The 25,971-nt window shown below is 67.6% G+C and carries 18 protein-coding genes and 1 tRNA gene; 7 read left to right on the plus strand and 12 right to left on the minus strand.

Annotation, left to right across the window (positions count from 1 at the left end):
- Nucleotides 1–38 precede the first annotated feature (38 nt).
- From R5W23_RS08920 to R5W23_RS08940, 5 genes are all read right to left on the minus strand, one after another.
- Nucleotides 39–515: an SRPBCC family protein gene (locus R5W23_RS08920; RefSeq protein WP_261186210.1), complete on the minus strand. Its 477-nt coding sequence runs from the start codon at nt 513–515 to the stop codon at nt 39–41.
- Nucleotides 512–850: an ArsR/SmtB family transcription factor gene (locus tag R5W23_RS08925; RefSeq protein ID WP_320686035.1), complete on the minus strand. Its 339-nt coding sequence runs from the start codon at nt 848–850 to the stop codon at nt 512–514. The genes R5W23_RS08920 and R5W23_RS08925 overlap by 4 nt, the downstream gene beginning before the upstream one ends.
- A 245-nt stretch (nt 851–1,095) precedes the next feature.
- A tRNA-Gln gene (locus R5W23_RS08930) sits at nt 1,096–1,166 on the minus strand.
- Nucleotides 1,167–1,573: 407 nt separating this feature from the next.
- On the minus strand, nt 1,574–2,821 hold the full coding sequence (locus R5W23_RS08935; RefSeq protein ID WP_320686036.1) for a DUF1501 domain-containing protein: 1,248 nt from the start codon (nt 2,819–2,821) through the stop codon (nt 1,574–1,576).
- Nucleotides 2,821–4,446 carry a DUF1549 domain-containing protein gene (locus R5W23_RS08940; RefSeq protein WP_320686037.1) on the minus strand — a complete coding sequence of 542 codons (1,626 nt, stop codon included), beginning with the start codon at nt 4,444–4,446 and terminating at the stop codon, nt 2,821–2,823. Before R5W23_RS08940 ends, R5W23_RS08935 begins: the two co-directional genes overlap by 1 nt.
- Before the next feature lie 234 nt (nt 4,447–4,680).
- Here R5W23_RS08940 and R5W23_RS08945 point away from each other — a divergent pair, with 234 nt between their 5' ends.
- Entirely contained in the window at nt 4,681–5,835 is a 1,155-nt protein-coding gene (locus R5W23_RS08945) for a hypothetical protein (protein ID WP_320686038.1), read from the plus strand.
- A 22-nt stretch (nt 5,836–5,857) separates the two neighbouring features.
- On the opposite strand, the gene R5W23_RS08950 is transcribed toward R5W23_RS08945, so the two are convergent.
- The 3 genes from R5W23_RS08950 to R5W23_RS08960 are packed head-to-tail and all read right to left on the minus strand — an operon-like array spanning nt 5,858 to nt 11,758.
- Entirely contained in the window at nt 5,858–6,739 is an 882-nt protein-coding gene (locus R5W23_RS08950) for a DUF58 domain-containing protein (RefSeq protein ID WP_320686039.1), read from the minus strand.
- Nucleotides 6,740–6,751: 12 nt separating this feature from the next.
- Complete coding sequence (locus R5W23_RS08955) at nt 6,752–7,801, minus strand: AAA family ATPase (RefSeq protein WP_320686040.1); 1,050 nt, start codon at nt 7,799–7,801, stop codon at nt 6,752–6,754.
- 39 nt (nt 7,802–7,840) lie between these two features.
- Nucleotides 7,841–11,758: an outer membrane protein assembly factor BamB family protein gene (locus tag R5W23_RS08960; RefSeq protein WP_320686041.1), complete on the minus strand. Its 3,918-nt coding sequence runs from the start codon at nt 11,756–11,758 to the stop codon at nt 7,841–7,843.
- 114 nt (nt 11,759–11,872) lie between these two features.
- Here R5W23_RS08960 and R5W23_RS08965 point away from each other — a divergent pair, with 114 nt between their 5' ends.
- Nucleotides 11,873–13,318, plus strand: a complete 1,446-nt coding sequence (locus R5W23_RS08965; protein WP_320686042.1) for a c-type cytochrome — start codon at nt 11,873–11,875, stop codon at nt 13,316–13,318.
- Between the two features lie 1,417 nt (nt 13,319–14,735).
- Nucleotides 14,736–14,972, plus strand: coding sequence for a YqaE/Pmp3 family membrane protein (locus R5W23_RS08970; RefSeq protein ID WP_261186201.1), 237 nt, complete (start codon nt 14,736–14,738; stop codon nt 14,970–14,972).
- A gap of 421 nt (nt 14,973–15,393) precedes the next feature.
- Here R5W23_RS08970 and R5W23_RS08975 read toward each other — a convergent pair whose 3' ends face one another.
- The 3 genes from R5W23_RS08975 to R5W23_RS08985 form a co-directional block, all read right to left on the minus strand.
- Nucleotides 15,394–16,245, minus strand: coding sequence for a DUF1559 family PulG-like putative transporter (locus R5W23_RS08975; protein WP_320686043.1), 852 nt, complete (start codon nt 16,243–16,245; stop codon nt 15,394–15,396).
- A 102-nt stretch (nt 16,246–16,347) separates the two neighbouring features.
- On the minus strand, nt 16,348–17,313 hold the full coding sequence (locus R5W23_RS08980) for a serine/threonine protein kinase (protein WP_320686044.1): 966 nt from the start codon (nt 17,311–17,313) through the stop codon (nt 16,348–16,350).
- Between the two features lie 155 nt (nt 17,314–17,468).
- Nucleotides 17,469–18,986: a carboxypeptidase M32 gene (locus R5W23_RS08985; protein ID WP_320686045.1), complete on the minus strand. Its 1,518-nt coding sequence runs from the start codon at nt 18,984–18,986 to the stop codon at nt 17,469–17,471.
- 78 nt (nt 18,987–19,064) lie between these two features.
- Between R5W23_RS08985 and R5W23_RS08990 the strand changes: the two genes are divergently transcribed.
- The 3 genes from R5W23_RS08990 (at nt 19,065) to R5W23_RS09000 (ending at nt 22,565) form a co-directional block, all read left to right on the plus strand.
- On the plus strand, nt 19,065–19,646 hold the full coding sequence (locus tag R5W23_RS08990) for a putative signal transducing protein (protein ID WP_320686046.1): 582 nt from the start codon (nt 19,065–19,067) through the stop codon (nt 19,644–19,646).
- A 317-nt stretch (nt 19,647–19,963) separates the two neighbouring features.
- The gene (locus R5W23_RS08995) at nt 19,964–21,169 is read left to right on the plus strand and encodes a tRNA modification GTPase (RefSeq protein WP_320686047.1); all 1,206 of its coding nucleotides are present in this window, start codon (nt 19,964–19,966) and stop codon (nt 21,167–21,169) included.
- Nucleotides 21,170–21,497: 328 nt separating this feature from the next.
- Complete coding sequence (locus R5W23_RS09000; protein WP_320686048.1) at nt 21,498–22,565, plus strand: formylglycine-generating enzyme family protein; 1,068 nt, start codon at nt 21,498–21,500, stop codon at nt 22,563–22,565.
- A 41-nt stretch (nt 22,566–22,606) separates the two neighbouring features.
- Here R5W23_RS09000 and R5W23_RS09005 read toward each other — a convergent pair whose 3' ends face one another.
- Complete coding sequence (locus R5W23_RS09005) at nt 22,607–24,667, minus strand: TerD family protein (protein ID WP_320686049.1); 2,061 nt, start codon at nt 24,665–24,667, stop codon at nt 22,607–22,609.
- A 710-nt stretch (nt 24,668–25,377) separates the two neighbouring features.
- Here R5W23_RS09005 and R5W23_RS09010 point away from each other — a divergent pair.
- Entirely contained in the window at nt 25,378–25,782 is a 405-nt protein-coding gene (locus R5W23_RS09010; RefSeq protein WP_261186193.1) for a hypothetical protein, read from the plus strand.
- Nucleotides 25,783–25,971 lie beyond the last annotated feature (189 nt).

The following is a 25,971-nucleotide window of genomic DNA, read 5'->3' on the forward strand; positions in this document are numbered from 1 at the left end:
CCCACCGATGTGAGCCGTCGCACCACCGCACCCCTCCGCTACACCGTCTTCATCAGCGCGACGAGCTGGTCGAGCGCCTTGCCCCATCCGTGCTCGAAGCCCATCGCCTCGTGCTTCGCCTTCCCACCGGCGTTGCTGTGCATCACCGTCGCGGTGTATCTCGTCCCGCTCCCGTGCGGCTCCATCGCGATGACTGCGGTGAACACGAATGGCACGTCGGCACCCAGGTCCGCCGGCCGGTAGTCCGGGAGCAGGGCCCCGGTCCATACCAGCCTCCGGTTCGGCACCACCTCGAGCAGGCAACCGGTGTTCGGCGGCATCCGCTGCCCCTCCGGCGACTCCATGACCGTGTGGAACTTCCCGCCCGGCCGGAGGTCGACCTCGGCGTGGACGGTCTTCCACGGGGCCGGGGTGAACCACCTCTTTAGGTACTCGGGCGTGGTCCACGCCTTCCACACCAACTCCGGCGGCACGTCCACGACGCGCTCGAACGACAGGTCGAGGTCCGGGTTCATTCCGACGGCTCCTTCAGGTCGCGGAGGAAAGCATCCAACTGGTCGAGCCGCCGCTCCCACAGAGTCCGCTGCTTCGCCAGCCAGTCCTCGGCGGACTTCAGTGCGTCCGGGGCGAGTTCGTAGGTGCGCACCCGTCCCGTCTTGGTCGAGCGGACCAGCCCGCACCCCTGTAGCACGTCGAGGTGCTGCAGGAACGACGGCATCGCCATCTTGAACGGGGCGGCCAGCTCACTGGTAGGCGTCGGTCCCTTGCTCAATCGCTCCACCACGGCGAACCGGGTCGGGTCCGCAAGGGCTTGGAAGACACGCGTGAGCTGGGCCGATTGCTTAGGCATCGAACTAAGTGTACCGGCGGAGTCGGGTAGGTCAATGCCTAACCGTCGCCAGGCGGCCGGGCGTGACGCGCCGGGAGTTTATGACCTGGCGTGTTGGTTGAGCTGTGTGTTGATTGTGACCTCAGAAAAATTGAACAAAAGTGCATTGCCTGATATGCGATTCTATTGCGACCCAACAGGATATTCTGCTGTTATGCCAAACAAGCAACCCCCGCAAGTCTTTGTGACCGCGGGGGGTGCTTGAGTTACCCGGCTAGGATTCGAACCTAGACAAAGAGAACCAAAATCTCTTGTGCTACCGTTACACTACCGGGTAAAAAATCTGTTTGTCGTGTCCAAAACCTTACAGTTTGCAGCCTTCTCTTTCCCCACTGTTAAACACGTCAGCCGAGATCCGGTCGATTTCGGTTCGACTGGAAACGCGATTCGGGCTCTCGCCTCACGCCTATCTGGTACGCAAGCGTTAGGCGATTGCGTGAGGAGAATTATAACCAGACCGAAGCGAGTGTCGAGGCCTGAAAAAAGGACTGTCCATTTTCGTCGGCAAAAAAACGTTCCGACCAGATGAGCCGGAAGCAGGGTTGTCGTAAGTCCTGATTTCGCAGTCCCGATCGCTGTCGTAAGTCCTGAACCCTCGTTAGCCCAGAGCCTGAAGAATCACGACGTGCGACAACCCTGCGCTGCCGTACTAATGCCTTGTTGATTCTGTCAGAGCCTGTCGCTTCAAGTCAGCACGGCACCGATGGGCTTGCCCTCGCTGCGCGGGAACGTGCGCCCGATCGGGCTGCGGAGCGTGTGCTCCCGGTCGATCCCGAGCGCTTGGAGCACGGTCGCGTTGAGGTCCGCGATCGGGTGGCGCTGGTGCTCGGGCAGTTTGCCGCCGTTCGGGTCGCTCTCGCCGACCACCGCCCCGCCCCTCACGCCGCCGCCGGCGATCGCGGCGGCGAAGTTGTGCGGCCAGTGGTCCCGGCCCCCCAACCCGTTCAACTGCGGGGTGCGGCCGAACTCCCCGACGCACAGCACCACCGTGTCTTTCAGCGTGCCGCGCCGGTTCAGGTCGCGAATCAGGGCCGAGAACGCCGGGTCCAGTTCGCCCTTCAGCCGCGTCGTGACTTGGTGATTGTTTGCGTGGCTGTCCCATCCGCCGAGCGTCACCTCGACGCACCGCACGCCGACCTCCGTGAGGCGCCGCGCCGCGAGGCACCCGCGCCCGAAGGGTGTGTCGCCGTACTCCTTGCGCACCGAGGCGGGCTCCAGCGAGATGTCGAACGCTTTGAGCTGTTCGGACCCCATCATCTTCCGGGCGCGGTCCATTGTGTCCCGGTGCCCGGTGGCGGCGGCCCGCCTACCTCTGCCCGCCGCGAACGCTTCCTCGACGACCTTCAGGTCCTCGACGCGCCGGTCGAACCGTGCCTGCGGAACGTGCGGCGTCACGTCCGGCACCTTGTCTTTCGGGTCGAACACCTTGAACGCATCGAACTCCGCGCCGAGCGCACCGCCCCGCGCGGGCCACTCGTTCGGCATAATGGACACGTGGCGCGGGATATCGACCGTGGTGTCGGGCAGGGCGTGACAAATCACCGCCCCGAGCGACGGGTACGTGGTGGTCGGGTCCGGGCGCATGCCCGTTTTCACGATCGACGTGGCGCGCTCGTGATCGCCCTCCGGGCTCCACAGCGAACGGACCAGGGCGACGCGGTTCATCTGTTCCGCGAGGCGCTCGAGCCCCTCCGCGAGCTGAACGCCCTTCGCCGCGGTGCCAACGGCCTTGGTGCCGGCGGCAATGCGGGTGCCCGGCTTCGGATCGAACGTTTCGAGTTGACTCGGTCCGCCGGCCATCCACAGCACGATGACCGATTTCGCTGGCGCGCGGACCTTTTCAGACGCGCGCGCGAGGGCGGTGCCGAGCGGGGTGAGCCACGCGAGCGAAGGTGCGGTTGCGAGGAAGTGGCGCCGGGTGAGGGGCGACATCAGTGGCTCCATGAGAGTTCGGTGCTGTTGAAGAGTGCCCAGTACAGGTCCGCGAGCCGCTGCTTACGTTCGTCGCCCTTCGTGTTCACAAGCCCGGCCGTGAAGTGGCGACTTTCGCTCGGTGTTGGCCGGCGCGTGAGCACCGCCAGGTACGCCGCTTCAACCGCCGCGCCGTCGTCGGGTGCGAACATCGCGATTTGCGCCGCGGCGTTCAGCAACTCTTCCTTCGCCTTGCCGTCCACCAGGTCGCCGTTCATCATCAGCAGGCGCTGGGGGATGGTGCCGCCGGCGCGCGCGAACTCGTCGTCGTCAACGTCGCCGTACCGCGCCACGAAGTCCTTCTCGTCGAAGTACCGGGCCAAGCGCACGAAGACGTGCGACCGCTGGTTAATGGTTTTCACATTTGCAGATTGGATCACGTTCCCGATCACCTGCTCGGGGCGCAGCCGCGAGAGCGGGAAGGCGGCCCACGCTTCGTCGTGGGCGGTGGTGAGCTCGAACGCGGCCGCGCTGTCGAGCCGGAACACCTCGAGGGAGGAGATGAGCAGGATGAGCCGGCGGAGGTCGTGCCCGTGGGCCGCGAAGTCATCGCCCAGAATGCGGAGCGCGGGCGGCGCCTGTTCGTCGCTCATCTCCGCGAGCGTCTGGGCTTCGACCCGGCGCGTCAGCGGGCGGCCGAACAGCATGGCCCACACGCGGTTCACGGTCGCGCGAGCGAAGTAGACATTCTTGGTATCGGTCACCCACGCCCCGAGGCGCTCGCGCCGGGTGCCGGTTGCGGGCAGCAGTTCCGGCAGAAAGGGTACGGCGGGACCGATCGCGTGTCGACCGCCCGCAACGCGGTCCTCGAAGTCGTATTCGCCGGCCCCGGTGTCCGCGATGTTGGTCACCGCGTGTTTCGTCTGCCCGAAGAACGCGGCGAGCGACTGGAAGTGCGCTTGCTTCCAGGTCGGTTCGAGGAAGTGGTCGTGGCACTGCGCGCAGTCGATGCGCAGGCCCAGGAACGCGCGGCTGACACGTACCGCGAGTTTCTCGGGGTCGGGGGCCTCCTTGTTGTCGTCGTAACTCGCCGCCACGAAGTTGACCGCGGGCACGTCGGTGTTGAGCCCCTGGGCCGCAACCATCTGGCGCACGATCTCGGCGTATGAGGTGTTCTGGAGGAACTCGTCGCTCAGCCACGCGATAAACTTGCGCTTGCGGTACACGACGGGCGCGCCGTCCTCGGTGCCGGTGTACGCCCGCGCGAGCCGGTCGGCGAAGTAGTCCGCGAACCGCCGGTCCTTCAGAAGGTGATGCGCCCAGCCCGCGACGCGCGTTTCGGGCCGTTGCTCCTCGAACTGCCGAACGTCTTCCAGCGACGGAACGCTGCCCGTGAGCGCGAGCGAGAGCCGGCGGGCCACAGTCAGGTCCGCGGCGGGAGGGGCGTGTTCGAGGCCCTTTTCGGCCCACTGATCCCGGAACGCGCGGTTCACCTTCGCAACCGTGACGCGGAAGTCAGGGCGCTCGGCCGGGGCGGCATCGAAGGTGATTCTGCGCCCGGCTGTGGATAACGGAAACAGGCCCGCCCGCAGCGCGAGGGCGGCACCGAGTACAACCGCGACGAACAGGACGTTTCGGCCCCACATGTCTGATGTCCCGCGTGAGGGGTCACAGTGCGTACCCGCCGCCCCGCGGACTCGTTTCACGAAACTGCGGGTCCCGCTCGGGGGTAATACGGGCGCCGGTCGGCGAACCACCAGCGATGGTTCTTCAGGAACCGGATTCTGCCCCACACAATTCCAATGGCAGCTCACGCAATCCCTGTCGCGCCGCCGCTGGTCGAGCCAACGTCCGACGACCCTCTTCCGGTCGCCGCGCCTGTGGCAGAACCGATTCCGGAGGCGGCTTTCGAACTGCCTCCCGAACCCGAGCGGGACGCGAGCCCCCTCTTCCGCGTGGTCTCGTTCGCCGGGGCGGGGGCGGAATGGTGCTTTGGTGCTGTGGTGCTGCTCTTGGGACTCGCGGTGCTGGCGGCGGTGCCGCTCGGTCAGTTCTTGGTTTTGGGCTATCTGTTGGAAGCGAGCGGGCGGGTGGCCCGCTCCGGGCGCATCCGGGATGGGTTCATCGGTGTCCGCCGGGCGGCCCTGTTCGGGGGAGCCGCGTTCGCGGGCGGTGTCATGTGGCTCCCGCTCTACCTGATGTCACTTCAGGCGGAAGCGGCCCGGATCATCGATCCGCACGGGGCGATCGCACGGCGGTGGGAAATCGTACTCGGTGCTTTCGCGGTGGTGTTCGTGCTTCATGCGGCCGGCGCGCTATTCTGGGGCGGGCGGGTTCGACACTTCCTGAACCCGATCAACGTTCCGTGGCTCGCGTACCGGCTGTTCCAGGGCGGGATGTACCAGGAGGCACGAGACCGGGTGTGGGAACTCACTGTCGGGTTGCGGCTGCCGTACTACTTCTGGCTCGGGCTCCGGGGGTTCGTGGGCGCGTTCCTGTGGCTCGCGTGCCCGCTGTTCCTTCTCGGGCTCGGGCACAAGTTCTGGGGCGTGGGGCTGCTCGGCGCCGCGCTCCTCTCGGTTGTGGTGCTGTACGTACCGTTCTTGCAGACGCGGTTCGCCCGGGCGCGGCGGTTCGCCGCGCTCTTCGAGGTGCGGAAGGTCCGCGCGGTGTACCGACGGGCGCCGCTCGCGTTCGCGTTCGCGCTGTGGGTTCACCTGCTCTTCGCGATGCCGCTGTACGTGTTGAAAATCGAGCTCGTCCCGCGCGAATTGTTCTTCGTCGAAGGGCTGTTCTTCCTGCTGTTCATCTTCCCGGCGCGGCTGGTGAGCGGGTGGGCGTATGCACGCGGCGCGCGCCGCCGGGGGCCGCGGTTTTGGCTGTCCCGGTGGGCCGGCCGGTTCGCGGCGGTTCCGGTGGTGCTCGCGTATGTGTTCGCGGTGTGGGTGTCGCAACACATCGGCTGGGCGGGCGTATCGAGCCTGTACGAGCAGCACGCGTTCCTGCTGCCGGTGCCGTTCGTGACGTGGCGGTGACTTCCGGCGTGCTCTGGCGCCGCTACCGCCCGTGGCGCTTTTGAAGGTACGCGGCGAGGTCGTGGCCGAGGTCGGTGTCGGTGCGGAGCCGGACGTAGTCGATCTCCAGCCGCCGGCACCCGCTCTCGATCGAATCGATGTGCGCGTGGAGCGCTTTCAAATAGCCGTCGCGAACGCTGGCCGGATCGGTGAGGACCTCCGGCATCCCCTCGAGGCCCTTGAACAGCGTCGTCTGGCGGAACGGGAAGTCGAGTTCGGCCGCGTCGAGCGTGTGGAACAGCACCACCTCGTGCTTCTGGTACCGCAGGTGCTGGAGCGCGGCGAGGATTTCGGGCGCGTCGTCGAGCAGGTCGCTGAACACGAACACGATCCCGCGCCGCCCGGTGCGCCCGGCCAACTCGTCTACCCCCCGCGCGATCCCGGTTCCGTCGGGAAACGGGCCGGCCGCCATCACCCGACACGCCTCGCGGAGCTGGTTCGACTGGCCCGAGGGGCGCAGGAACGCCCGCACCCCGTTGGCCACCAAACTGACGCCCACGGTGTCGGCCTGCTGGAGCACGAGGTAGGCCATCGCCGCCGCCGCCGCGCAGGCGAGTTCGTACTTGCTGCGCGCCGCGGACGCGTACGCCATCGACCCGCTGGCGTCCACGACGACCCACGCGACGAGGTTCGTCTCCTGCTCGTACTGCTTCATGAAGTACCGCTTGGTCCGCGCGTACACGGCCCAGTCGATGTGCTTCACGTCGTCGCCCGGCGCGTACTCGCGGTGCTGGGCGAACTCGACCGCCAGCCCCTGGCGCGGGCTGCGGTGCTTGCCCGCGAGGTACCCGTCCACGAACTGCCGGGCCTCGATCTCCAGGCGGTCGATTCGGGACAGGACGGCGGCATCGAGCGGGTTCGACATGGCGCGGGTGACCTATTCGGCCGAACGCGCCGGGACCAGCGCGAGCAGCTTGTTCACGATCTCGTCGGGCGTGACGCGGTCGGCGTCGGCGTTGTAGTTGGTGACGATCCGGTGCCGCATGACGGGCCGCGCGACCGCCTTCACGTCCTCGGTCGCCACGTAGGTGCGCCCGTGCAGCAGGGCCCGCGCCTTCGCCGCGAGGATGAGGTTCTGGCCCGCGCGCGGCCCCGCGCCCCAGGTCACGTACTTCTTCACGAAGTCGGGCACGTTCGGGTCCGGCGCCTCGCCGTCCTGGGTGCCGGGGCGGGTGAGGCGGGCGATCCGCATCGCGTACCGGATGACGAAGCCGGCCGCGGGCACCCGGCGCACCAGCTTCTGCATTTCCAGCAGCTGCGGCCCGTTGACGACGTGCTGCGGCCGTTCGCGGCTCGCGGAGGTCGTGGACTCGAGGATGCGGAACTCCTCCTCCTCGCTCGGGTAGCCCACGTTGACCGTGAACATGAAGCGGTCCTGCTGGGCCTCCGGCAGGGGGTACGTGCCCTCCTGTTCGATGGGGTTCTGGGTCGCGAGGACGAAGAACGGGTCGGGCAGCAGGTGCCGGACGCCCGCGACCGTGACCTGCCGCTCCTGCATCGCTTCGAGCAGCGACGACTGCGTCTTGGGCGGCGTCCGGTTCACCTCGTCGGCGAGCACCACGTTGGCGAACAGCGGCCCCGGGAGGAACTTGAACACCGGGCGGTGCGTCTCCGGGTCCTCTTCGATCATCCGCGTCCCGGTGATGTCGGTCGGGATCAGGTCGGGGGTGAACTGGACCCGGTTGAACGTGAGGTTCATGCTGTCCGCGAGGGTGCGGATCATGAGCGTCTTCGCCAGCCCGGGCACCCCGACCAGGAGCGCGTGCCCTTGCGCCAGTACGGCGATGAGCAGCAGCTCCATCACGTCCTTCTGGCCGACGATGACCTTGCCGCACTCTTCGCCGATCCGCTCGGCCGCGGCGCGCAGTTGGTCGACCGCGTGGGCGTCGTCGCCGCTCAGGCCGACAGGTTCCGCTCGAACAGGCACGTTGTCCTCCAGCCGGCGTTCGGACGTTACGACTTGTGACTATTTCAACCAGACGATCCGGTCGCCGGTGGCGATCGCCGTGGCGTCCGGACCCAACCACACGGCCAGCCCGGGACCCCGGGCCGGGATGTTGAAGCGGCCCGTGCGCTTGCCCGTTTCGGGGTCGAGCAGCACCACGGGCACCGCGCGATCGACCCACGCATCATACAGCGTTGCGGCGAGCCCGGGGAGCCGCCACAGGTACGGTTCCCGCTCGAACGACCGCGCCAGCCGCGCCAGCACATCCGCCACCGGCTCGCGCGGGGGCGCCCGGCGTGGGTGCGCGATCAGGCCCGATTTCCCGACCCGCACCACCCATCCGGTCTCGCCGGCGTCCGGGACCGTGGCCGCCCACACCGGCGCACCGTCCTCTCGGGCGAGCGCCACCACCTTGTTCCCAACGGGAACGTAAACGCGATCGGCGTCCGCGTCGGCGCCGGACAGGTCGACGCGGTCGGCGTCCAGGAACGCGGGCTCGTGCCACAGTGGCCGGCCATCGGCCGTGCCGACCGGTTCGAGATCGACCCCGTAATTGCGGCGCACGGCGACGAACAGTTCGGCGCCGAACGCGCGCAGCTGGGGCGGGTCGCCGGCTAACCCTTCAAGTCGTTCCGTTGCGAACCGCCATTTGGTGCGAGCGCCCGGCGCAAACACGACGAGCGGGCCGCGACCCGGCAGGGGGAGGGCGACCGGCGGGAGGTCGTTCGGCCCGCCCAGATCCACGAGCCGCACCCGGCCCGCCCCGTCGGCGAGCGCGAGCCGCCCGCCCGAGACCTCCAGCGGCGCGTGCGGCCAGCTCGCCAGCGCCGTTCCGGTCCGGGCGGCCGGCTGCGTTTCGGGCCGGCCGGTGTCGAGCCGCACGAACCAGAGCTGGCCGTCGGAGAGCTGTACGACCGCGAACCGATCGGCGGTCGCGAAATGCGGCCCGAACCTGGGCGTCGCGGCGAACAGCACCGGTTCGTACCCGCTGTCACCGGTCGCGGCCAGCACCCACGCCACACGGCGGGCGCCGAGGTCGAGGGCGATGAGGTGGAACTCGCCGAGCCGCGCCAGGAGCCACGAGCCGGCGAGCCGAAACGACGACAGGTACGGCCCGAGCGCGTCGGCGCCGGCACGGAGCTGGTACGGCAGCGGCCCCGGCGTGAGCCGCGGCGTAACCGGCGCCCGAAAGACCCAGAGCGGATCGCGGGCCGTGCCGAACAGGGCGACGGCCCGCGGGCCGACCGCCACAAAGCCGTCCCGCAGGTCGGACGCATGAGTGAACAGCTCCGCGGCGGCGTGCTCCGTTTCGGCCTCCTGGTTGAGCGGCACCCCAAGCACCCTGTCGCCACCGGCCATGAATAGCCGTTTGGGGGGCTCCGTGGCGCCCGGGATCGGAAGTAACGGGGACAGACCCGAGGGCGCCTGCCACGTGTGCTCGCGCTCGGACTGCGGCGCCAGCGCAGGCGAGTACCGCGCGGCAGGGGCGCTCGTTACGGGAACCGACGGCGCGCTTGTGGGGCGGCGGAGGTGCCCGTTCACGAAGGCTTCGAGCGTCACCGGCAGCCCGTCGGCCGTGAGCACCCATTCGGACATGAGGGCGGGCGGAAGTGCGCGGCGCACGGCCGTGGGGAGCTCCCCTGCGTGCGGCGACAGTTGCACCAGCCGGGCCGCCGCCCACGCGCGCAACTGGGGCGGGAAGTCGCCCGTGGCGGCTTCCGTGAGGGCCGTCAGGCACGCGGCGGTGTCGCCCGCGGCCAGATCGCGTTCCGACCGGTCGATGAGCCAGTGGAACAGGTCCGCCGGCACGTCCGGCCGCGGGACGATCTTGTACGACTCGGCCCGGTACCCCCAAACTTGCGCGTGCGTGACCACGACCAGGGTGCCGTCCGCGTAGACCAAGTTCCCGAAGAACGTTCGGTTCTCCGGCAGCGGGCTCGGGCGACCGGGAGCGGGCAGCCCGTTTTCGGAACGCGCGAGGGTGGGGAGCGGTGGGGGCAGCGGGTTCGGGCGACCGGGAGTGGGCAGCCCGTTTTCGGGACGGACAAAGTACAGCCCGGCGCGCGACGGCCACAAGATCACGTCGTCGGTGACAACCCCCTGGCCGTAAGAAAGCGTACCGCACTGCACCCAGCCCCCGTCCTCGCGGTGGTGCGAGCCCGTGTCCAGGTTCAGCCCGCGCAGCCCCGCGAGCGGTCCGGTCACGGTGACGATGACCCGCCCCCGCGCGACACCCAGGATGCGTGCCCCTTCCGTCGGGCCGGAGCCCCAGACCACACCGCCGGTGGCGCCGTCGAGGCAGTAGACGCGTTCGCCGTCGGCCGGCGCGACCAGCACCCGCCCGCCGAACGCGACCGCCGGGCTGGGATCGCCCGCGTGGTTGCTCTTGCGCGAGCGCGGGTAGCGAAACGCCCACACCCGCTGTCCGGTCGCGGCGTCCACCGCGACGACTGCGCCGGTGTTGGAGCAGAACACGAGGTTCCGCCCGCAGAGCGTGAGCAGCTCCTGGCGCGTCCGGCCGGCGCCCGAGACCGGCTGGGCGCTGTCACAGAGTTCGGTGGCCCACGCGGGGCGGTCCGGGGTTCGGTCGCCGACCGGGTCGTAGCCGACCGCGACGTGAACCACCCGCCCCCCCTCGAACTTGGCGTACACCGCCCACAGCCGCTTGCCGACCGCCAGCGGCGCGCCTTCCCAGGCGGCCGGCACCTTTCGGTCCTCGGGCGGGGGCAGCTTCCACACCGGCTCGATTTCGTCCGCGGTCGGCCGCAGGCACGCGAGGTACGATTCTTCCAGTTCCCCCTTGGAAAGGTCCTCGGGGGCGTGAACCGTCGGCGGACCGAACCGGGCGTACAGGCGCCCGTTGGCGGCGGTGAGCGACGCGCAGGCGTCCACCGCGTAGCCCGGCAGGTCCGACTTTACTTTCACCTCCGAAGAGAAGTAGGGGCGCGGTTTGCCGGTCCGGAGGTCGAACCGGTATACGCGACTGGCGTCCGCAACGAACACCTCGCCGTTCGCAATGACGGGGTGCCCGAACGGCTGGCGCGCCGGCGGGTTGTTGGCCTCGCGCCGCGGGACCGCGGGCAGGCGCGCGGACCACGACGCCCGCCCCCAGTCGCGGGGGAGGCCGCCGGGCACGCGCCCCGCTCGGTCCGGGCCGCCGCCGAACGTGGCCCACGACTCGGCCGGCGGTTCCGGGGCGAGCTGCGGCTTGCCGTCCAGAACCGCCTGGAGCGTGTCGGCGAGCGGCCCGGTTCTGCCCGCGAGCGTGCCGGTCGCGTTCGGGTGCTTCTGCTTGAACGCCGCGAGGGCCTCTTTTGCGGGGCCGAGCGCCCCGCCAACCGCCTGCGCGAGAACGATTCGCGCACGGACCAGCGCCGGGTCGGCGGTCGAATCCGGGTACACGAGGTCGGCGCCCGCGTCCGGCAGCAGTTGCCGCCACGCGGCCTCCGCGCCGCGGAACTCGCCGCGCTCGAACAGCAGGTCGCCGAGGAGCAGCAGCGCTTCGCCCGCGGGGCGCGAAACGAAGTACCGGTCGAGGAGCTGGTAGAGCGGCTGCGGGTCGCGCCCCTCCTTCGCTTGTGCGAGCAGCCGCTTCGCGGGCTGGTCGATTCGGTCCCGGTAGGTCCGCAGCACGTCCGGGCTGAGCCGGCTCAGGAGCTGGTGGGCCAGCCGCCGCGCGGCCGGGTGGGACTGGCTCACCTCGGGCGGGATGAGGTCGCCGCCCGACTCGTCGAGCACGCGCTGGAGGTCGTCGGCCGCGTCCGCGTGCTTGCCCGCGGTCAGCTTCTGCTCGATCTCCAGCAGCCGCTTGCGGGTCTGGGCCGACGCGCCGCGGACGGCGGCCGATTCGGGCGCAGGGGCCGGGGGCGGTTGCGCGGCGGCGGCACCGGCGAGGGTCAGCAGGGCCAGTGTTGCGGCGGCGCGGGCGGCCCGGTTCATAGAATGCGCTCGTACCCCGAGAGTGCCCCGCCCGTCGGACGGGACCGCTTTATTGTTGACATTCCGGCCCAAAGCACAAGCGCCGGCGGCCGAAAAAGTCGCCGCGATCCGCTCATGACGAACTCGCGTTGGTTCCTGGCGTGCGTCGGTGTTGCGGCGTTCGGGTTCACCGGCTGTGGCGGCTCCACTGAAGGGCACGCGCCGCCGCCCGCCGCCGCCACGGCCCCGCCGACGACGCGGTACGCGCCGCGCACCGACCTGATGGCGGTGAAGATCCCCGACGGCGCCCCCGCGCACTGGTCCGCGGCGCGGTTCCCGCCGCTGAAGAGCGTTCGGCTGCTGCCCCACACGCCCGACGCCGACCTGGCCACCGACCTGCGGAAGCAGTTCGGCAAGAACATTCTGGACCCGATCGTTTACGAACAGGAGGTGTGGATGCCGGCCCAGGCTGACCGGCTCGCCCGGGTGCTCGACGCGCACTTCGGCACGCCCGCGGCTCCGACCGTCGTTGTCCCGGCGCTGAGCCACATCGCCGCGACCAGTACGGTCCGGTTCGATCCGGCGCTGGGGCTGGGCGCCAACTTGAAGGAGGCGCGAAAGCAGTTCGCCAAGGCCAAGTTCAAGGAGCTGGAAGCCGACCGGCAGACCGCGAGCGAGATGAAGCGGGAGCTGAAGCTGGACGACGCGGCGCTGGCCCGCGGGGCGGTGCTGTACCGGCGGTGGTGCATGCAGTGCCACGGCCCGAGCGGGGCCGGCGACGCGGCCTACGCGATCGAGGCCGGGCCGATGCCCCGGGACTACCGCCAGGGCGCGTTCAAGTACACGACGGTGCTCGTGCCGGCGACCGCTCCCAAAAAGGCCGGCCTGGGCGCGGCCGGCAAGCCGCTCCGCTCGGACCTCGTGCGCACCGTCCGCAACGGCATCGACGGGACCATGATGCCGGCGTTCCCGTCCCTGACGCCCGCCGAACTCGACGACGTGATTAGCTACGTGATCCACCTGAGCGTGCGTGGGGAGGTCGAATTTGCGGCCCTGGCGCGGGCGATCAAGCCCGGCGGTGACGACCCGATCTACGAAGGCGCCGAAATGGACTGGCTGGTCGTTCAGACCGAACTGGCGGTGCTGTACAACTGGGGCGTCGCGGCGAAGCACCCGATCCCGGTCCCGGCGGAACCGGTGATGACCGACAAGGAGCGGATCGACTCGGCGGTGCGGGGGTACCGGTTGTACAACTCGCCGGAGTTCGGGTGCGGGAGCTGCCACGCGAACTACGGTCGCGCCCAGCAACTCAAGTGGGACATCTGGGGCACGATCGTTCAGCCCCGGAACCTGACGCTCGGCGTGTACCGGGGCGGACGTAAAGGCGAAGACCTGTACGCGCGGATCTACGGCGGGATCGCCCCATCGGGCATGACGGCCTTCCACGACCGCGTGACGAACGCGGCCCCGGGCGCTCCGAACAAGATCTGGGACGTGGTCCACTTCCTGCAAGCCCTCGGTGACGCCGGCGACCGCCGTCGGATGCAGGAGCGCGACGCCGAGATCAAGTTCGATCAGTGATACCCCGGGGACGCCCGCTCTGCTTGTGGTCCTCTGCGGAGCGTGGGAATCTTGCCCGCTTTGCCCGGCGCGTCGTGTCGCGTCGGAGCGAACCGTGAAGCCTGAAAGCCGGGGCGGGAAGGGGGCTTCCCGCCTGTCGATTTGCCACTGGTTAGCTGGTCGGTACATCGGATACTTCCCCACTACTTTTCAACGGGGCTGCACTTCCGGAAGTTTTCACTGCGTCCCGCGGGCTTTGTCGAGCCGTCGGTGCCCGCGTGACGCCCGAGGCGCGATCACCATTTACGTGAATTCAACTGTCCGTAAATCCCACGGGGCACATGCGTTATGCCCTGCTGCCTTCTGCGCCATTGGGAGCGTTTTCGGCTTGCTTCTGGGTCGTATCCGCAGGTCCGGGCGCGTGATTCGTGGGTAGCTACCACCCAGCGGTTTGCCAGCTCGTGACCAGTCGGACGCCAGCAAATGTCCTGTCCGCCTCCAGTCGGGCGAAACGTTCGTTCGCAAACCGGCTTCGCCCGGCCTCTACTAACTGATGGCACCGCACGCTCGCGCGAATGCCGGCCGGTGCTGATACATGAACCGGTTACTGGTGTCTGCTTTGGTGTCTGTTTCTTGTGGCACAGACAGGAATGTCTGTGCCACAAGAAACAGACACCAGCAGCCGGACCGTGAATGACGGCATTCGCCGCGGACGTACCGCAACTCATGCTCGTAGACTGACTGGTTTGAGAGCGTGAACGACTGGTGGTGGAATTGACTGGTCGAGCAACAGCGGCGCAAGTTCCCTGATGCGCTCACGTTCATGCTCGATGAGCGGTTGCGTTCCGCGCTGCTTGGGTGCGTCGCGCTGTTCTGGGGTGCGGGCTTCCAGGGCGAGTTGCGCCTGTGTGAACTCGCCCCGCGGGTTGACGAATCAGTTGGCGGACACGCACCTACGTGCGAGATCGTCGGGATTTTCACGTGGCACCGATTTGAAGGCCTGGGCATCACCGAAAGAAGTCGTAGACATAGTTGCTTCCCTGAAAGGTTCGTGAGACCCGCGACCGGGGTGTTAGGACGCCCGGTGCGGACGGTATCGATTGACGGAACCTTGCGTAGCGGGCGAAATTTGTTCCGCCCGCGAACGTATTACCAGACACTCGCCTCTACTGCGTTACAAACACGCGCAGAGCGGGTTGCGTTGTGACCAGGGTGTCCGTCACCCGCCTGGTTGCCGTTGGGTCGCTAACGCGGCTCGTTCGGCGTCTTCGTCGCCCGTCGACCGAGAATGGCGCTACCGACCTGTTATTCCGAACCGGGCGTTTTTATCACCGATCCTTCAGGGATCGTTAAGCGGCGACTCATTGGTCGTCGGGTAGTGTAAGTGCAAGTGCGGGTTTTCATCGTCGAACGGATTCGTGGTTAGGGAGCTATTCTCATGTTGGCGCTACTTGTTGTCCTGTGCCCGCCGTTCGCGGTGCTGCTGACCGATTCGCCGTCCCAGGTGTTTAAGAACGTTGGTCTGACACTGCTGTTTTACGTTCCCGGCGTCCTGCACGCACGCTCGGTCGTCGAGACCTACCGCACCCACCGGCGGTACGATTCTCTCATGCGGGTGCTCGAGAGCCGGGCCGCGCGGTCCACGTCCCGCCAGCCGGTTCTGACGGCGCGCTGACTGCAATCTCCCGGCGCGCCTGATACAGGAACCGGCTGTTGGCGTCCGTTTTGTTTTTTGTCTTTGTGGCACAGACATTCCTGTCTGTGCAGCGCGATAAGGCCGCACAGACAGGAATGTCTGTGCCACAAGAAACAGACAACACCGCCCGGACCGTGCCGTGTATGAGGGACCCAGGTCAAGCTCGCGAAGACCGCTGTTAAGGTGAACGGTCTGCACCACTCGATTCCGCCGACTGGGTTGAATCGGTGGGCGATTCGGTGCGGCTATCGAAGCACTGTGGTACGCAGACGCGCGAGTAGCGATCCGGCCCCGCACCGACGAGCCGTGGGGCTGACAGCAACGTGATATAACGGTCGTACAAAACGCAACGGGGCGCCAGTCGGACTTTCCGGCCGGCGCCCCGCTGCGTTTTTGAGCGTCAATCGAGCTGCACCGGCTGGCCGTCGTTGATCTGAATCAGGCGCGGGAACAGGGTCGGGTCCGCGTTCTTGCGGATGAGGTGGGTGGACCCGTCGGCGAGGCCGATGATCGTGCCGCTCTCGAACACGCCGCCGAGCTTGGGAACGCTGTTGGGGCTGAACGCCATCTCATCGGGTTTGGTCCAGATGACAGCGTCCCATGCGTCAGCGATCAGCGCGGTGTTCGACGTTCCGTCGGTGATGTTGAGTAACTTCACCCCGAAAAGCTGTTGCCCGGGAAGGGCCGGCCGCTGGAGCGGCGGGAGCCAGGTGTTCGGGCCGGTGAACCCGCGTGTGAACGTGTACCCGTAAGTGGACTCGTTTGGCGGGGCGAACTGTTTGGGCATCTTGTCGATCAGCTTGATGTTGTTCGGGCTGTCCCACGCCTCGTCCAACTTGAACTGCCGGAACAGCGGGTCCTGTTCGAGGAACGGCAGAATCGCAACCCGCCAACTGAGCCCGGCCTTTCCCGCCTTGTCGGCGTAGCCGGCCGGCAGCGCGCCGTGGGCCGCCTCGAAGTTCTGGATCGCCATCACCACGTCTTTCATGTTCTTCTCGGCCATTGCCCGAACTGCGGCCGCTCGCGGGTTCTGAGTGCGGAAGATCGGCGCACGCGGCGGCGGGGGCAGGTTCGCGTTTCCCGTGTTCGGCACTTGCCCGGTCGGACCCGGAGGCGGCGCGGGGTCCGAAGGGGACGGAGTGTCGGCGACCGTCGGCTGGCTCTTCTTCTTTTTGCAGGCGGGCAGCGCGAGCAGCCCGACTGACAGCGCCGCGGCGACGACCGTCGCCGAGCGGGTGAGGTGAAGACGCACGAGACGCTCCTGTTCGGAGGAAGTGACACCGAACAGGGTACAAAACGTTTCGCGGCTCACCAACGCGCAAGTTGGTGAGCCGCGAGAGGGATGTGGGGCCGGTTAGCGCGGGACGCCGACGACGGTGTCCAGGGCCTGACGCAGCTCCGCGTAATTCTGCGGGCGGTCGTCCGGGTTCTTGGTCAGCATCCACAGGCACAGGTCCGACACGAGCGGCGGGAGCCCTTCGACGCGCTCGGCCGGCGGCACCGGTGCGGTGTTGAGGTGTTGGAAGATCACCTGCACACGGTTGCGGCCCTCGAACGGCAGCCGCCCGGTGAGCGCTTCGTACAGCGTGACCCCGAGCGAATAAATGTCGGCCCGGTGGTCCACGGTGCTCGCGTCCTTGGCCTGCTCGGGGGCGAGGTACGCCGCCGTGCCGGCCATCTCGGGACCGGTCCGCTCCCGCGCGGCGAGCACGTCCGCTTTCGCGAGGCCGAAGTCGATCAGCTTCGCGCTGCCGTTCGGCCCTACAAGAATGTTGTCCGGCTTAATGTCGCGGTGAACAACCCCGGCCTGCCAGACGGCGCCCAGGGCGTCGGCCATTTGCCCGATCAGGAACAGGCACCACTCGGGCGGGAGCGCGCCGCCGGCGCGAAGCAGCTCGCCCAGCGGTCGGCCCTCGAAGAACTCGGTGACCAGGTACGGCCACCGGGGGTCGAAGCCGAAGTCTATGAACCGCACCACCTTGGGGTGTTTGACCCGGGCGAGCGTCGCGGCCTCCATGCGGAGCTGCTTCATCGCCGCGGTGCGGTCGTACACGTTCGCCCAGTTCAAGATCTTCAGCGCGACGGGCGACGAGCGGTACTGGTCCCAGCCGCGGAACACGTGGCACGAAACGCCCTCGCCGAGCTTCTCCTGAAGAACGAACGGCCCGACGACGGTGCCCACCTCGGGCGGCGGCGCGCTCCCCTCGCCCGGCACCTCGCGGTGCGGGAACGGGTGCGCCCGTGTGTCCGTCGCGGCGGTGGCCGCGGTCTCGGTCACGGTGGTCGGCGGCAGCGGTTCGGTGCTCTTCGGAGGCTGCATTTCGCAAGCGCTTGGGCGTTCGTGTTGGCCGAGTGCGACCGGGCCAGGATCAACCGTGTACCGGTCTCGGGACACCGCACCGCGGGGCGGCGCTGCGGAAGAGGTTGAGGGACGCGCCGGAAGCCGGTTGTAAATACTCCCGCTCGCCTTCAAGTTTAGCACACTCCGTACAGCCCTCCGAATTTTTCATTCAGGTATGACAGGAACGGCTTCGGCGAGAGCGGGGCGCCGGTCGCGCGGCGGCACAGCTCGCCGGCCCTGAACCGCTGCCCGTGAGCGTACACGTGCTGGTTCAACCAGCCCTTCAGGCGCGAGAAGTCGCCGCGCCGGAAGTCGTCGTCGAGCCCCGGGCCGAACTCGCGCCGCACCGCGTCCATCAGTTGGGCCGCGTAGAGGTTCCCGAGCGTGTACGTGGGGAAGTACCCGATCCCGCCGAAGCTCCAGTGAATGTCCTGCAAACAGCCCCGCGCGTCGTCCGGAACCCGGAGCCCGAACAGGGCTTCGAACCGCTCGTTCCAGGCGCCGGGAAGGTCGGCCGGTTTCAGATCGCCCGACAGCAGCGCCAACTCGAGCTCGAACCGCAGCGCGATGTGCAGGTTGTAGGTCGCTTCGTCCGCCTCGACGCGGATCAGCGACGGCTTCACCTCGTTGACGGCGAAGTAGAACGCCTCGGGCGCCACGTCGGCAAAGGCGGTGGGGAACGTTTGCTTCAGCCGGGGGAAGAAGTGCTCCCAGAACGGCCGCCCGCGCCCGACCTGGTTCTCCCACAACCGCGACTGCGATTCGTGGATGCCGAACGAGCACGCGACGCCCAGGGGCGTGCCGAAGTGCGCGGCGGGGAGGTTCTGCTCGTACATCGCGTGCCCCGTCTCGTGGAGCACGCCGAAGAACGCCTCGTTGAAGAACTTCGGGTTGTAGCGGGTGGTGATGCGGCAGTCGCCCGGCCCGAACCCCGAGCAGAAGGGGTGCGCGGTGGTGTCGAGCCGGCCGCCGGCGAAGTCGAACCCGATCGCCGCGGCGGCGGCCTCGGCGAACACCTTCTGGCGGTCGATCGGGAAGTCGCGCTCCAGCACGCCCTTATCGGGCTGCTTCGGTGCGGCGACTATCTTCTTCACCAGGGGCGCGAGTTCGGCCGTGAGGCCCGCGAACAGCACTTTCAGTTCGGCGACCGTCGTGCCCGGCTCGTACTCCTCGATCAGCGCGTTGTACGGGTGGTCCTTGAAGCCCACGGCGGCGGCCTCGTCGCGCTTGAGCTTCACCACCTGCTCCAGCAGCGGGCGGAAGCTGGCGTAGTCGTTCTTCTTCTTGGCCTGCTCCCACACCTGCTGGGCCTGGGTGGTCACGCGGGCCAACTCTTCGACCAGCGATTGCGGGATCTTGGTGGCGCGGTCGTACCCGCGGCGCCACTCGCGGACGTTCGCGCCCGCGTCGCCCTCGGGGTCGGTGACGAGGTCCGTCCCCTCGACGGCCGCGAGCAGCTCGCCGTTCTTGGGGTCGGTGAGCTTCTGGTGCGAAAGAGCGGCCAGGAGGGCCATCTGCTCGCCGCGCAGCGCGGCGCCCTTCGTGGGCATGTAGGTTTGATGGTCCCAGCCGAGGGCGGCGGCGCACGAGTTCAGGACGCCGAGTTCTTTCGAGCGGCGGAGGAGTTCGGAATAGCTTTCGGCGGCGGTCATCTGCGGCTCCTGTACGAACACGAGTCGTTCGGGTAATGTCGGTGTACGGAGCGAGGCGCGAAGCACCGAGGGCATCGAATGGCGGGTAAGCTGGTCACGATCGCCACGTTCGACTCGGCCGGGCAGGCGCACGAGGCGAAGAACGTGCTGGAGGCCGCCGCCATCCGCGCGGTCGTTACGGACGAAGAAACGGTTTCGATGCTCTGGCACATCTCCACGGCGGTCGGCGGGATCAAGGTTCAGGTGCTGGAAGAGGACGCCGACCGTGCGCTCGCGGTGCTGGACGAGGCGTTCGGCAAGGAACCCGCCGACAGGGAACCATCGGCGCCCGGACACGAACCCGCGGATGAGGCCGACGAACCGGGCGCGAATGTCCCTGCCCCCGGCACCACACCGGAAGCCGTTGCCGCTGCCGGAGCGCCCGTTCCTGCGCGGTCGCGTGAGGAATATGCCCGCGTTTTGTTTTTTGCCGCGTGGCTCGGGTTGGTGTTCCCGCCGTTGTGGTTCGTCGCGCTGTATTACTTCATTCACGCCGCGTTCAGCGAGGAACCGCTGAGCCCCCGTGGGCGGTTCAATCTGCTCGTCGGCGGCTTGCTGACGGGTTTGGGGTTTTGCACCGGTTCGCTGTTGTGTTGTGGGTTCGGGGGGGCGTTTCGGTGAGCCTGACCGCACCCGCCGCTCCCCACCCCGACGACACCATCGTGGCGCAGTCCTCTGCGCCCGGTCCCGGCGCGCGGGCGATCGTCCGCGTGAGCGGCCCCGGCACGCGCACGGTTGTGGGGAAGGTGTTCGCGGCGGAACCTCTCCCCCCAATCCCCTCCCCTAAGAAGGGAGGGGGAGAAGAAGGCAACCTACCCCCCGGCCCCCTCCCTGAAGGGAAGGGGAGAGAAAACCCTTTTGAATCGCCTTGCGCACCGGACACGCTTGGGGCTGCGCTCGAACTCCCCCTCCCTTCAGGGAGGGGGTCGGGGGGTAGGTTGCCTTCCCCCGCTTCGCGCCGACTCGTCCGCGGTGTGCTGAAACTGAGCGGGGTGCATTCACCGCTACCCGCGGTGCTCTACTTCTTCGCCGGCCCGAAGTCATACACCGGCCAAGACTTGGCGGAACTGCACCTCATCAGTTCGCCCCCGCTGGTGGAGCGGCTCATTAGCGACCTGCTGGCCGCCGGCGCCCGGCCGGCGCGGCCGGGCGAGTTTACGATGCGGGCGTTCCTCGCGGGTAAGAAGGACCTGCCCCAGGCGGAAGCGGTGCAGGCGGTGATCGAGGCCGGCACCGACTCCGACCTCTCGGCGGCACTGGAGCAACTCGCGGGCGGGGTGTCGCGCCCGCTGGACGCCCTCCGTGAGGACCTGCTGAACCTTCTCGCCGACGTGGAAGCCGCCCTCGACTTCGCCGACGAGGACATCGAGTTCGTCACACAGGCCGCGACCGTCGCCCGGGTGTGCGGCGCAGTCGAGCACCTCGAAACGGTGCGCAAGCAGCTCGAAGACCGCACCGTATCCGGGCGCCCGGTGCGGGTGGCGCTGGTGGGCGTACCGAACGCGGGCAAGAGCAGCCTGTTCAACGCACTGACGGGCGGCGCGGCGCTGGTCAGCCCGATCGCCGGCACCACCCGGGACTACCTCACGAAGCCGCTCGCCCTCGCGGGCGTGCCGGCCGAACTGATCGACACCGCCGGCTGGCAGGACGCCGGGGACACGATCGAGGAGCAGGCGCAGCGGCTCGGGGCCGACCAAACGAACCGGGCGGACGTGATCGTGTGGTGCGACGAGTCGGGCGCGTTCGACGCTCGGGACGAGGCCCGCCTTCGCGCGACGGGGGCGGAGCTACTCCGGGTGCGAACGAAAAGCGATCTGGCGGGCGCGGGTTCGGAGGGCCGCCAGATCGCGTGCTCGGTTGTGGCCCCCGGCGGGACCGACGCCTTGCGCGCCGCGCTGGTTGACGCCGCGACCTCGCTGACGCGCTCGTCACTCGCGCCGAGCCAGAGCCGGTGCCGGGGGCACGTGCTCGCGTGCCTGGAGCACTTGCGCGAAGCGGACGCCCTGGCGGCTCGCGGCGAGCACCCCGAGCTGCTCGCGCTGGCGCTCCGCGGCGCCCTGGAGCCGCTCGGCGAAATGACCGGGGCTGTTTACACCAACGATCTGCTTGATCGCATATTCTCGCGATTCTGCATCGGCAAGTAGTTTTTATATTAATATTGCAATTAATTAATTCAGATTGTGTCGCGTATTTTATTCAAATATAAGATCTTGCACCGGAGCCGCCTTCGGTATCCCAGCCACGGTGGAAGGGAAATGGTAGGGGATTGAGAGCCTGTCTGATAAGCCGGGCCAGTCTGCGCGCGTCGTTGCCCGGCCGGAGTCCCTGACCTATTCCGGCCTCGTTCGGCGCGAGTCGGCGTCCGCAGCCGACTCGCAGATGCGGCCCGTGTGAGAAATGGATGACCGGGTGTCTCGCCGCACCGGCACCGCCGTTTGACGTTCGTAACAGACCGTCAGCCGGAGTCCTCGTATGCCCCGATCGCTCGTAGCAGTCCTCAGCCTCGTTCTCCTCGCGGCCCGCGTTCATGCGATCGATCCCGTCACGAAGGCGGCCGACGGTACCCCGATCCCGCACCCAGCGTCCAAAGTCACCCGCACCGTAAAGGACGGGGAGAAGACGGTGCAAGTGCCGAAGGGGATGGTGTACGTCCCGGCCGGGGAGTTCACCTTCGGTACGGGTGTTGGCGCGAAGAAGGTCAAGCTCGACGGGTTCTGCATCGGCAAGTACCACGTGACGAACGCCGAATACAAGGCGTTCCTCGACGCCACCGGTGGCCGCGCCCCTAGTTATTGGACGAAGGGCACCTACCCGGACGGCAAGGCCAATCATCCGGTGGCGTTCGTGTCGATGACGCAGGCCGCCGCGTACGCCAAGTGGGTGAGCAAGGAGACCGGCTGGACCGTCGCGCTGCCGACCTCCGAGCAGTGGGAGAAGGCGGCCCGCGGGCCGAAGAACACCCTGTACCCGTGGGGCGGCTCGATGGACGTGACGTACAAGGACGGGGTGCTGACGAGCAAGTTCAACTACAACGGCGTCCTCGCCGCCGAGTACCTGAAGACCCACCCCACTTTGGAGACCGCGTACTCTGCGAAGTCGGCGAAGTACGGCGGTCAGAAGGTGACGGTGGAGAAGATCGTGGCCTACGACGATGCCGGCAAGGCGACCGCCTTCGGCATTGGTGCCACCGGTCAGGTCCGCGGGTGGGTGGCGCACTCCACCAACACTGGGTTCATCGGTACCGACCTGTTCCACACGCTCAGCGCGGCCGGCGGGAACACCACGCCCGTCGGCACTTACGAGGCCGGCAAGAGCGGGTACGGGTGCTACGACATGGCCGGCAACCTGTGGGCGTGGTGCGACACGAAGATCACCGCCACCAACGGGGCCGAGAGGGGCAAAGAGGTGAACGAGATCCGCGGCGGGTCGTGGTACGCCACCGGCACCAGTTGCAAGAGCGTGTCCATCGGCGAGGGGCGGGCACCGGCCGGGGCGTACAACACCGTCGGCTTTCGCGTCGTCATGATCCCAAAGGAGTAATTGTGGGCCGGCCGCGTGTGCCCGATCACGTCTCACGCCGGCTACATGAACTCGGCCGCAATTCGGTCGAGGTCGAACGGCGTCACACCTTGATCGACGGCGAACACGGTTCTTGCGTGTTCGGGACTCGGAACCGCCTCGCCCCGCGCTCGAGCGTGGAGAGCGAACAGGGTGTACAGATCGGTCTTCCGAAGACCCGTAAGCGCCCGCAGCATGAGCGACACACCACGCAGGTTCCCGGCGACGTTGTTCACCCACCGCGGATTGCCGGTCAGAGCGATGTCGGCCCAGATCACCTCGCGGTTAACCAGATCGAACACCGCTGGTAAGCACATCTGCGTGTCGGAGGCGACATCCACCTTGTCCACAACCGTTTTCGGCTCGAAGATCTCCCCGGAGCTCGGTGCCTGACGGCCCATCCACCCGGCGAAGCATTCCGGCAGATCGCAGTACGGCTGCTGCGTGTAGCTGTTGATACACATCACGACGTATCGGACCTTCCGCTCCAGGCATTTCGCGAGGCTCACGTCGATGAACTCGGCCGCGCCGTTCGGGGCGTCGGTGATGTCGCCGCTGTGGTGCCCGCCAAAGTCCTTCAGGTTGTAATAGGTGAGTTGGCTCACGGTCCCGAAGTCGGCGTCGTAGAGCACCGCAGACAGGTCGATGTCAACGCGGCTCTTCCCGTTCTTCCACCAGACGAAGAACCGGAGCGTCGTGCACTCCGGGAGCGGCAGGCGGCTGCCGCGGACCAAGGTCCGAAGGGACTTCGACGCCGACCGCTGGGAGAACGGCACGAGATAGCTCTTGAGGCGCTCATCAACGTAGGTCGTGCCGAGCGGCGGCAACTTCGCGAACCGGTCGAGCAGCGCTCGTTCGCAAACGGTGACCAGTTCGAGCGCCGCGCCGGCCGGAAGTGGCGGGAGGTCGTTGCGGGTCGCGAACACCTTCGCCACGCTCCCCTTGGGGAAGAACACGCGCAAATCACCCGATTCGTTCCGGTGCCGGAAGTGCGTCATCACCTGGAGCAGGACCGGCGTTGAGACCCTGTCCGCTCGCGCGCGGAAGCGCGAGACGACCGCCGCCGCGTCCGGCGCCGTGCGGGCCACATGGTCGAGCCGGCGAGCGAGTTCGCCGGGCCGCGCGTCGAGGGCGTCCAAGACGGTGTCCGTGTCCTTGCGGACCAACCCCTGCTCGATTCGGCTGTTGAAGGTCTCGAACGGCCGGTCGTTGCGGATGACATCGAACGCGGCGGCGGTCTCCGGGAACCGGTTTGTGTACTCCGCCGGGTGCAGGCGCTCGCCGAGCCGGACCCAGCGCCCCTTCCAGCGGAGCATGTCCTCCGTTCGATTCGCCGCGCGCTCGATCCAGCCGAGCAGCAGCGCCCGCTCGGAGCGACGGAACTTGCCGAACTTGCACGCGGCGGCCAGCGACACGTCACCGCCGCTCACCGCCACGGCGATGCGCAGCACGTCGGTCGCGGTCTTCACGTGGCCCCCCAATACCGCGTCGGCGTCGGAGGTGTGCCGAAGAAGCGCCGCGCCCAGGAGGCCCAGGTTCTCCTTGCACGGGATCTGCTCCGGCAGAAGCCGCTTGATGCCGTCGCGGTACTGCGCGACGAACCACTTCACGTCCTCTTGGTCCTGCGGTGAGAAGGGCGATTTCGACTTCGCCAGTAGCGTGAAGATGCTCTCGAAGTCGGCACGGCTGCCGAGCCGGATGATGCGGTATTTCGGTTTGTCCGCGAGGCCCGCCCGCTCCTCGGCCTCGAACTCCGGTCGCTTCAACGTTCGGTAGTGGGTGATCGCGCGGAAGTAGAGCTCGGCCTCGGTCATCTCCATGACCTGAGCCGGGAAGTTCGAGTACATCGGCTTGAACTGCCGGTGCGCGCCGACCATCGAGCGGAGGTCCTTGATCAGCCGTTGGTAGAACGCATCCACCTGGGTCGGGCTCAGCAGTCCGAGCGCGTCGGTCACGTCCTCGGCGAGGAGGAAGCCCAAAGTTTCGAGGTTTTTCTGAAGCGTAGCCAGCACGTTGAGCGGCGTCGCCCCTGTGCCTTCCGGGAGCATCACCTTCGAGCGGCGGCGGAGGTAGAGGGCGTTCATCATCGTTCCACAAATGCGAACGTCCCGACCGGAGCCCGGCGGGACGTTCGAGAAAACCGGCGGAAAGCGAAGGCCCTAGTTTGCTAGAGTGTAGAAGGAAGGACCTTCATAGCCGCCGGCACGTGAATATAGCGAGCGTTCGAGCCGTTCGCAACATTCTCGTTGTCTACCACCAAGACACCACGGGCTGGCGAAGGTTCGCGGTGCTAGAAGTGCTGGAACGTTAACGAAACAGTGCGCCCTGCAAACAGTGCAGGCGCGGCTCTGGCTCACGCCCTGAAGCTCGAACGTCCCTGGCTTTCGTGCATCCTGTGCCCAATACACAACGGCCGCGCCGGAAGAGGAGAAGGCGCGAGGCGGTTGTTCCCCGCTGGCGGGACATCCCGATCAGGTACACGCCCGGCCCCGGCCCTTGGCCCCCTCCCGCGACTTACGCCGTGTCGTGTCGCTGGCTGCTCGGCGAGCGCCGGGCGCGGTTGGAGACGTGGTCGCACACGCTGACGGTGGGTCAACCGTTACCCACGTTACCGTTGTGGCTGGCGCCGGCGCGGGTGGTGCCGCTGGACTTGGAACGGAGCTACGAAAAGACCTGTGACGATTTAGGCGTCCGATGACTCCGGTCACCCGCTCCTGGCAGCGTTCTCTCGGGGGAGGGCTGCCTTTGTAGCATAGACTCTCCTGTCGAACGTATCCGTGCGGAGCCGCCCCACATGCTACTCGTCAGTTGCCCGTTCTGTCACAAAAAGGTGCTGAAGTTCTTCTACGCGGGGCACCGCGCGAAGCACACCGCCCCGCTTCCCGACGGGCAGATGAGGGACCACGTGACGGTTCACCCGACGGGGCGGTACAAGGGCTCGCTCAGCGGCGTCCCGCAGGTGTACCTGCACCCGAAATGCGGGGTCGCGACGAAGATGCCCGAAGAGATCATTCGGAGCTACTTGGTGAACCCGTTCTTGTACGGCGGCGGGTCGTTCTGCTGCGGGTGTAACGACTATCGACCGGTGAACGAGTTCATCTGGACCGAGACCGGTCAGAACATGGCCGAGTACAACCAGGACCTCCAGGAGGCGTACCTGCGGGTCCACGGGGAACCGCCCCCAAGGCCGACGGTTTGACCAGCTCGTTATCCCAGCGAACCGCTGCCCACCCCGGCGGTCGCATTGCCCCACGGGTCGAAGGCGAGCGGCGAGCACGTCTGCGCACGTGCGGTTGAACCGGCGACCGGTGCAGGCGAGACGAAACGAGTGGCGTGACGAGCGGAGGCGCTAAACGAAAGTCTCCGTTCTGTTCTCTCCTGTACCTTT

It is taken from the genome of Gemmata algarum (assembly GCF_034097035.1).
Taxonomy (GTDB): Bacteria; Planctomycetota; Planctomycetia; order Gemmatales; family Gemmataceae; genus Gemmata; species Gemmata algarum.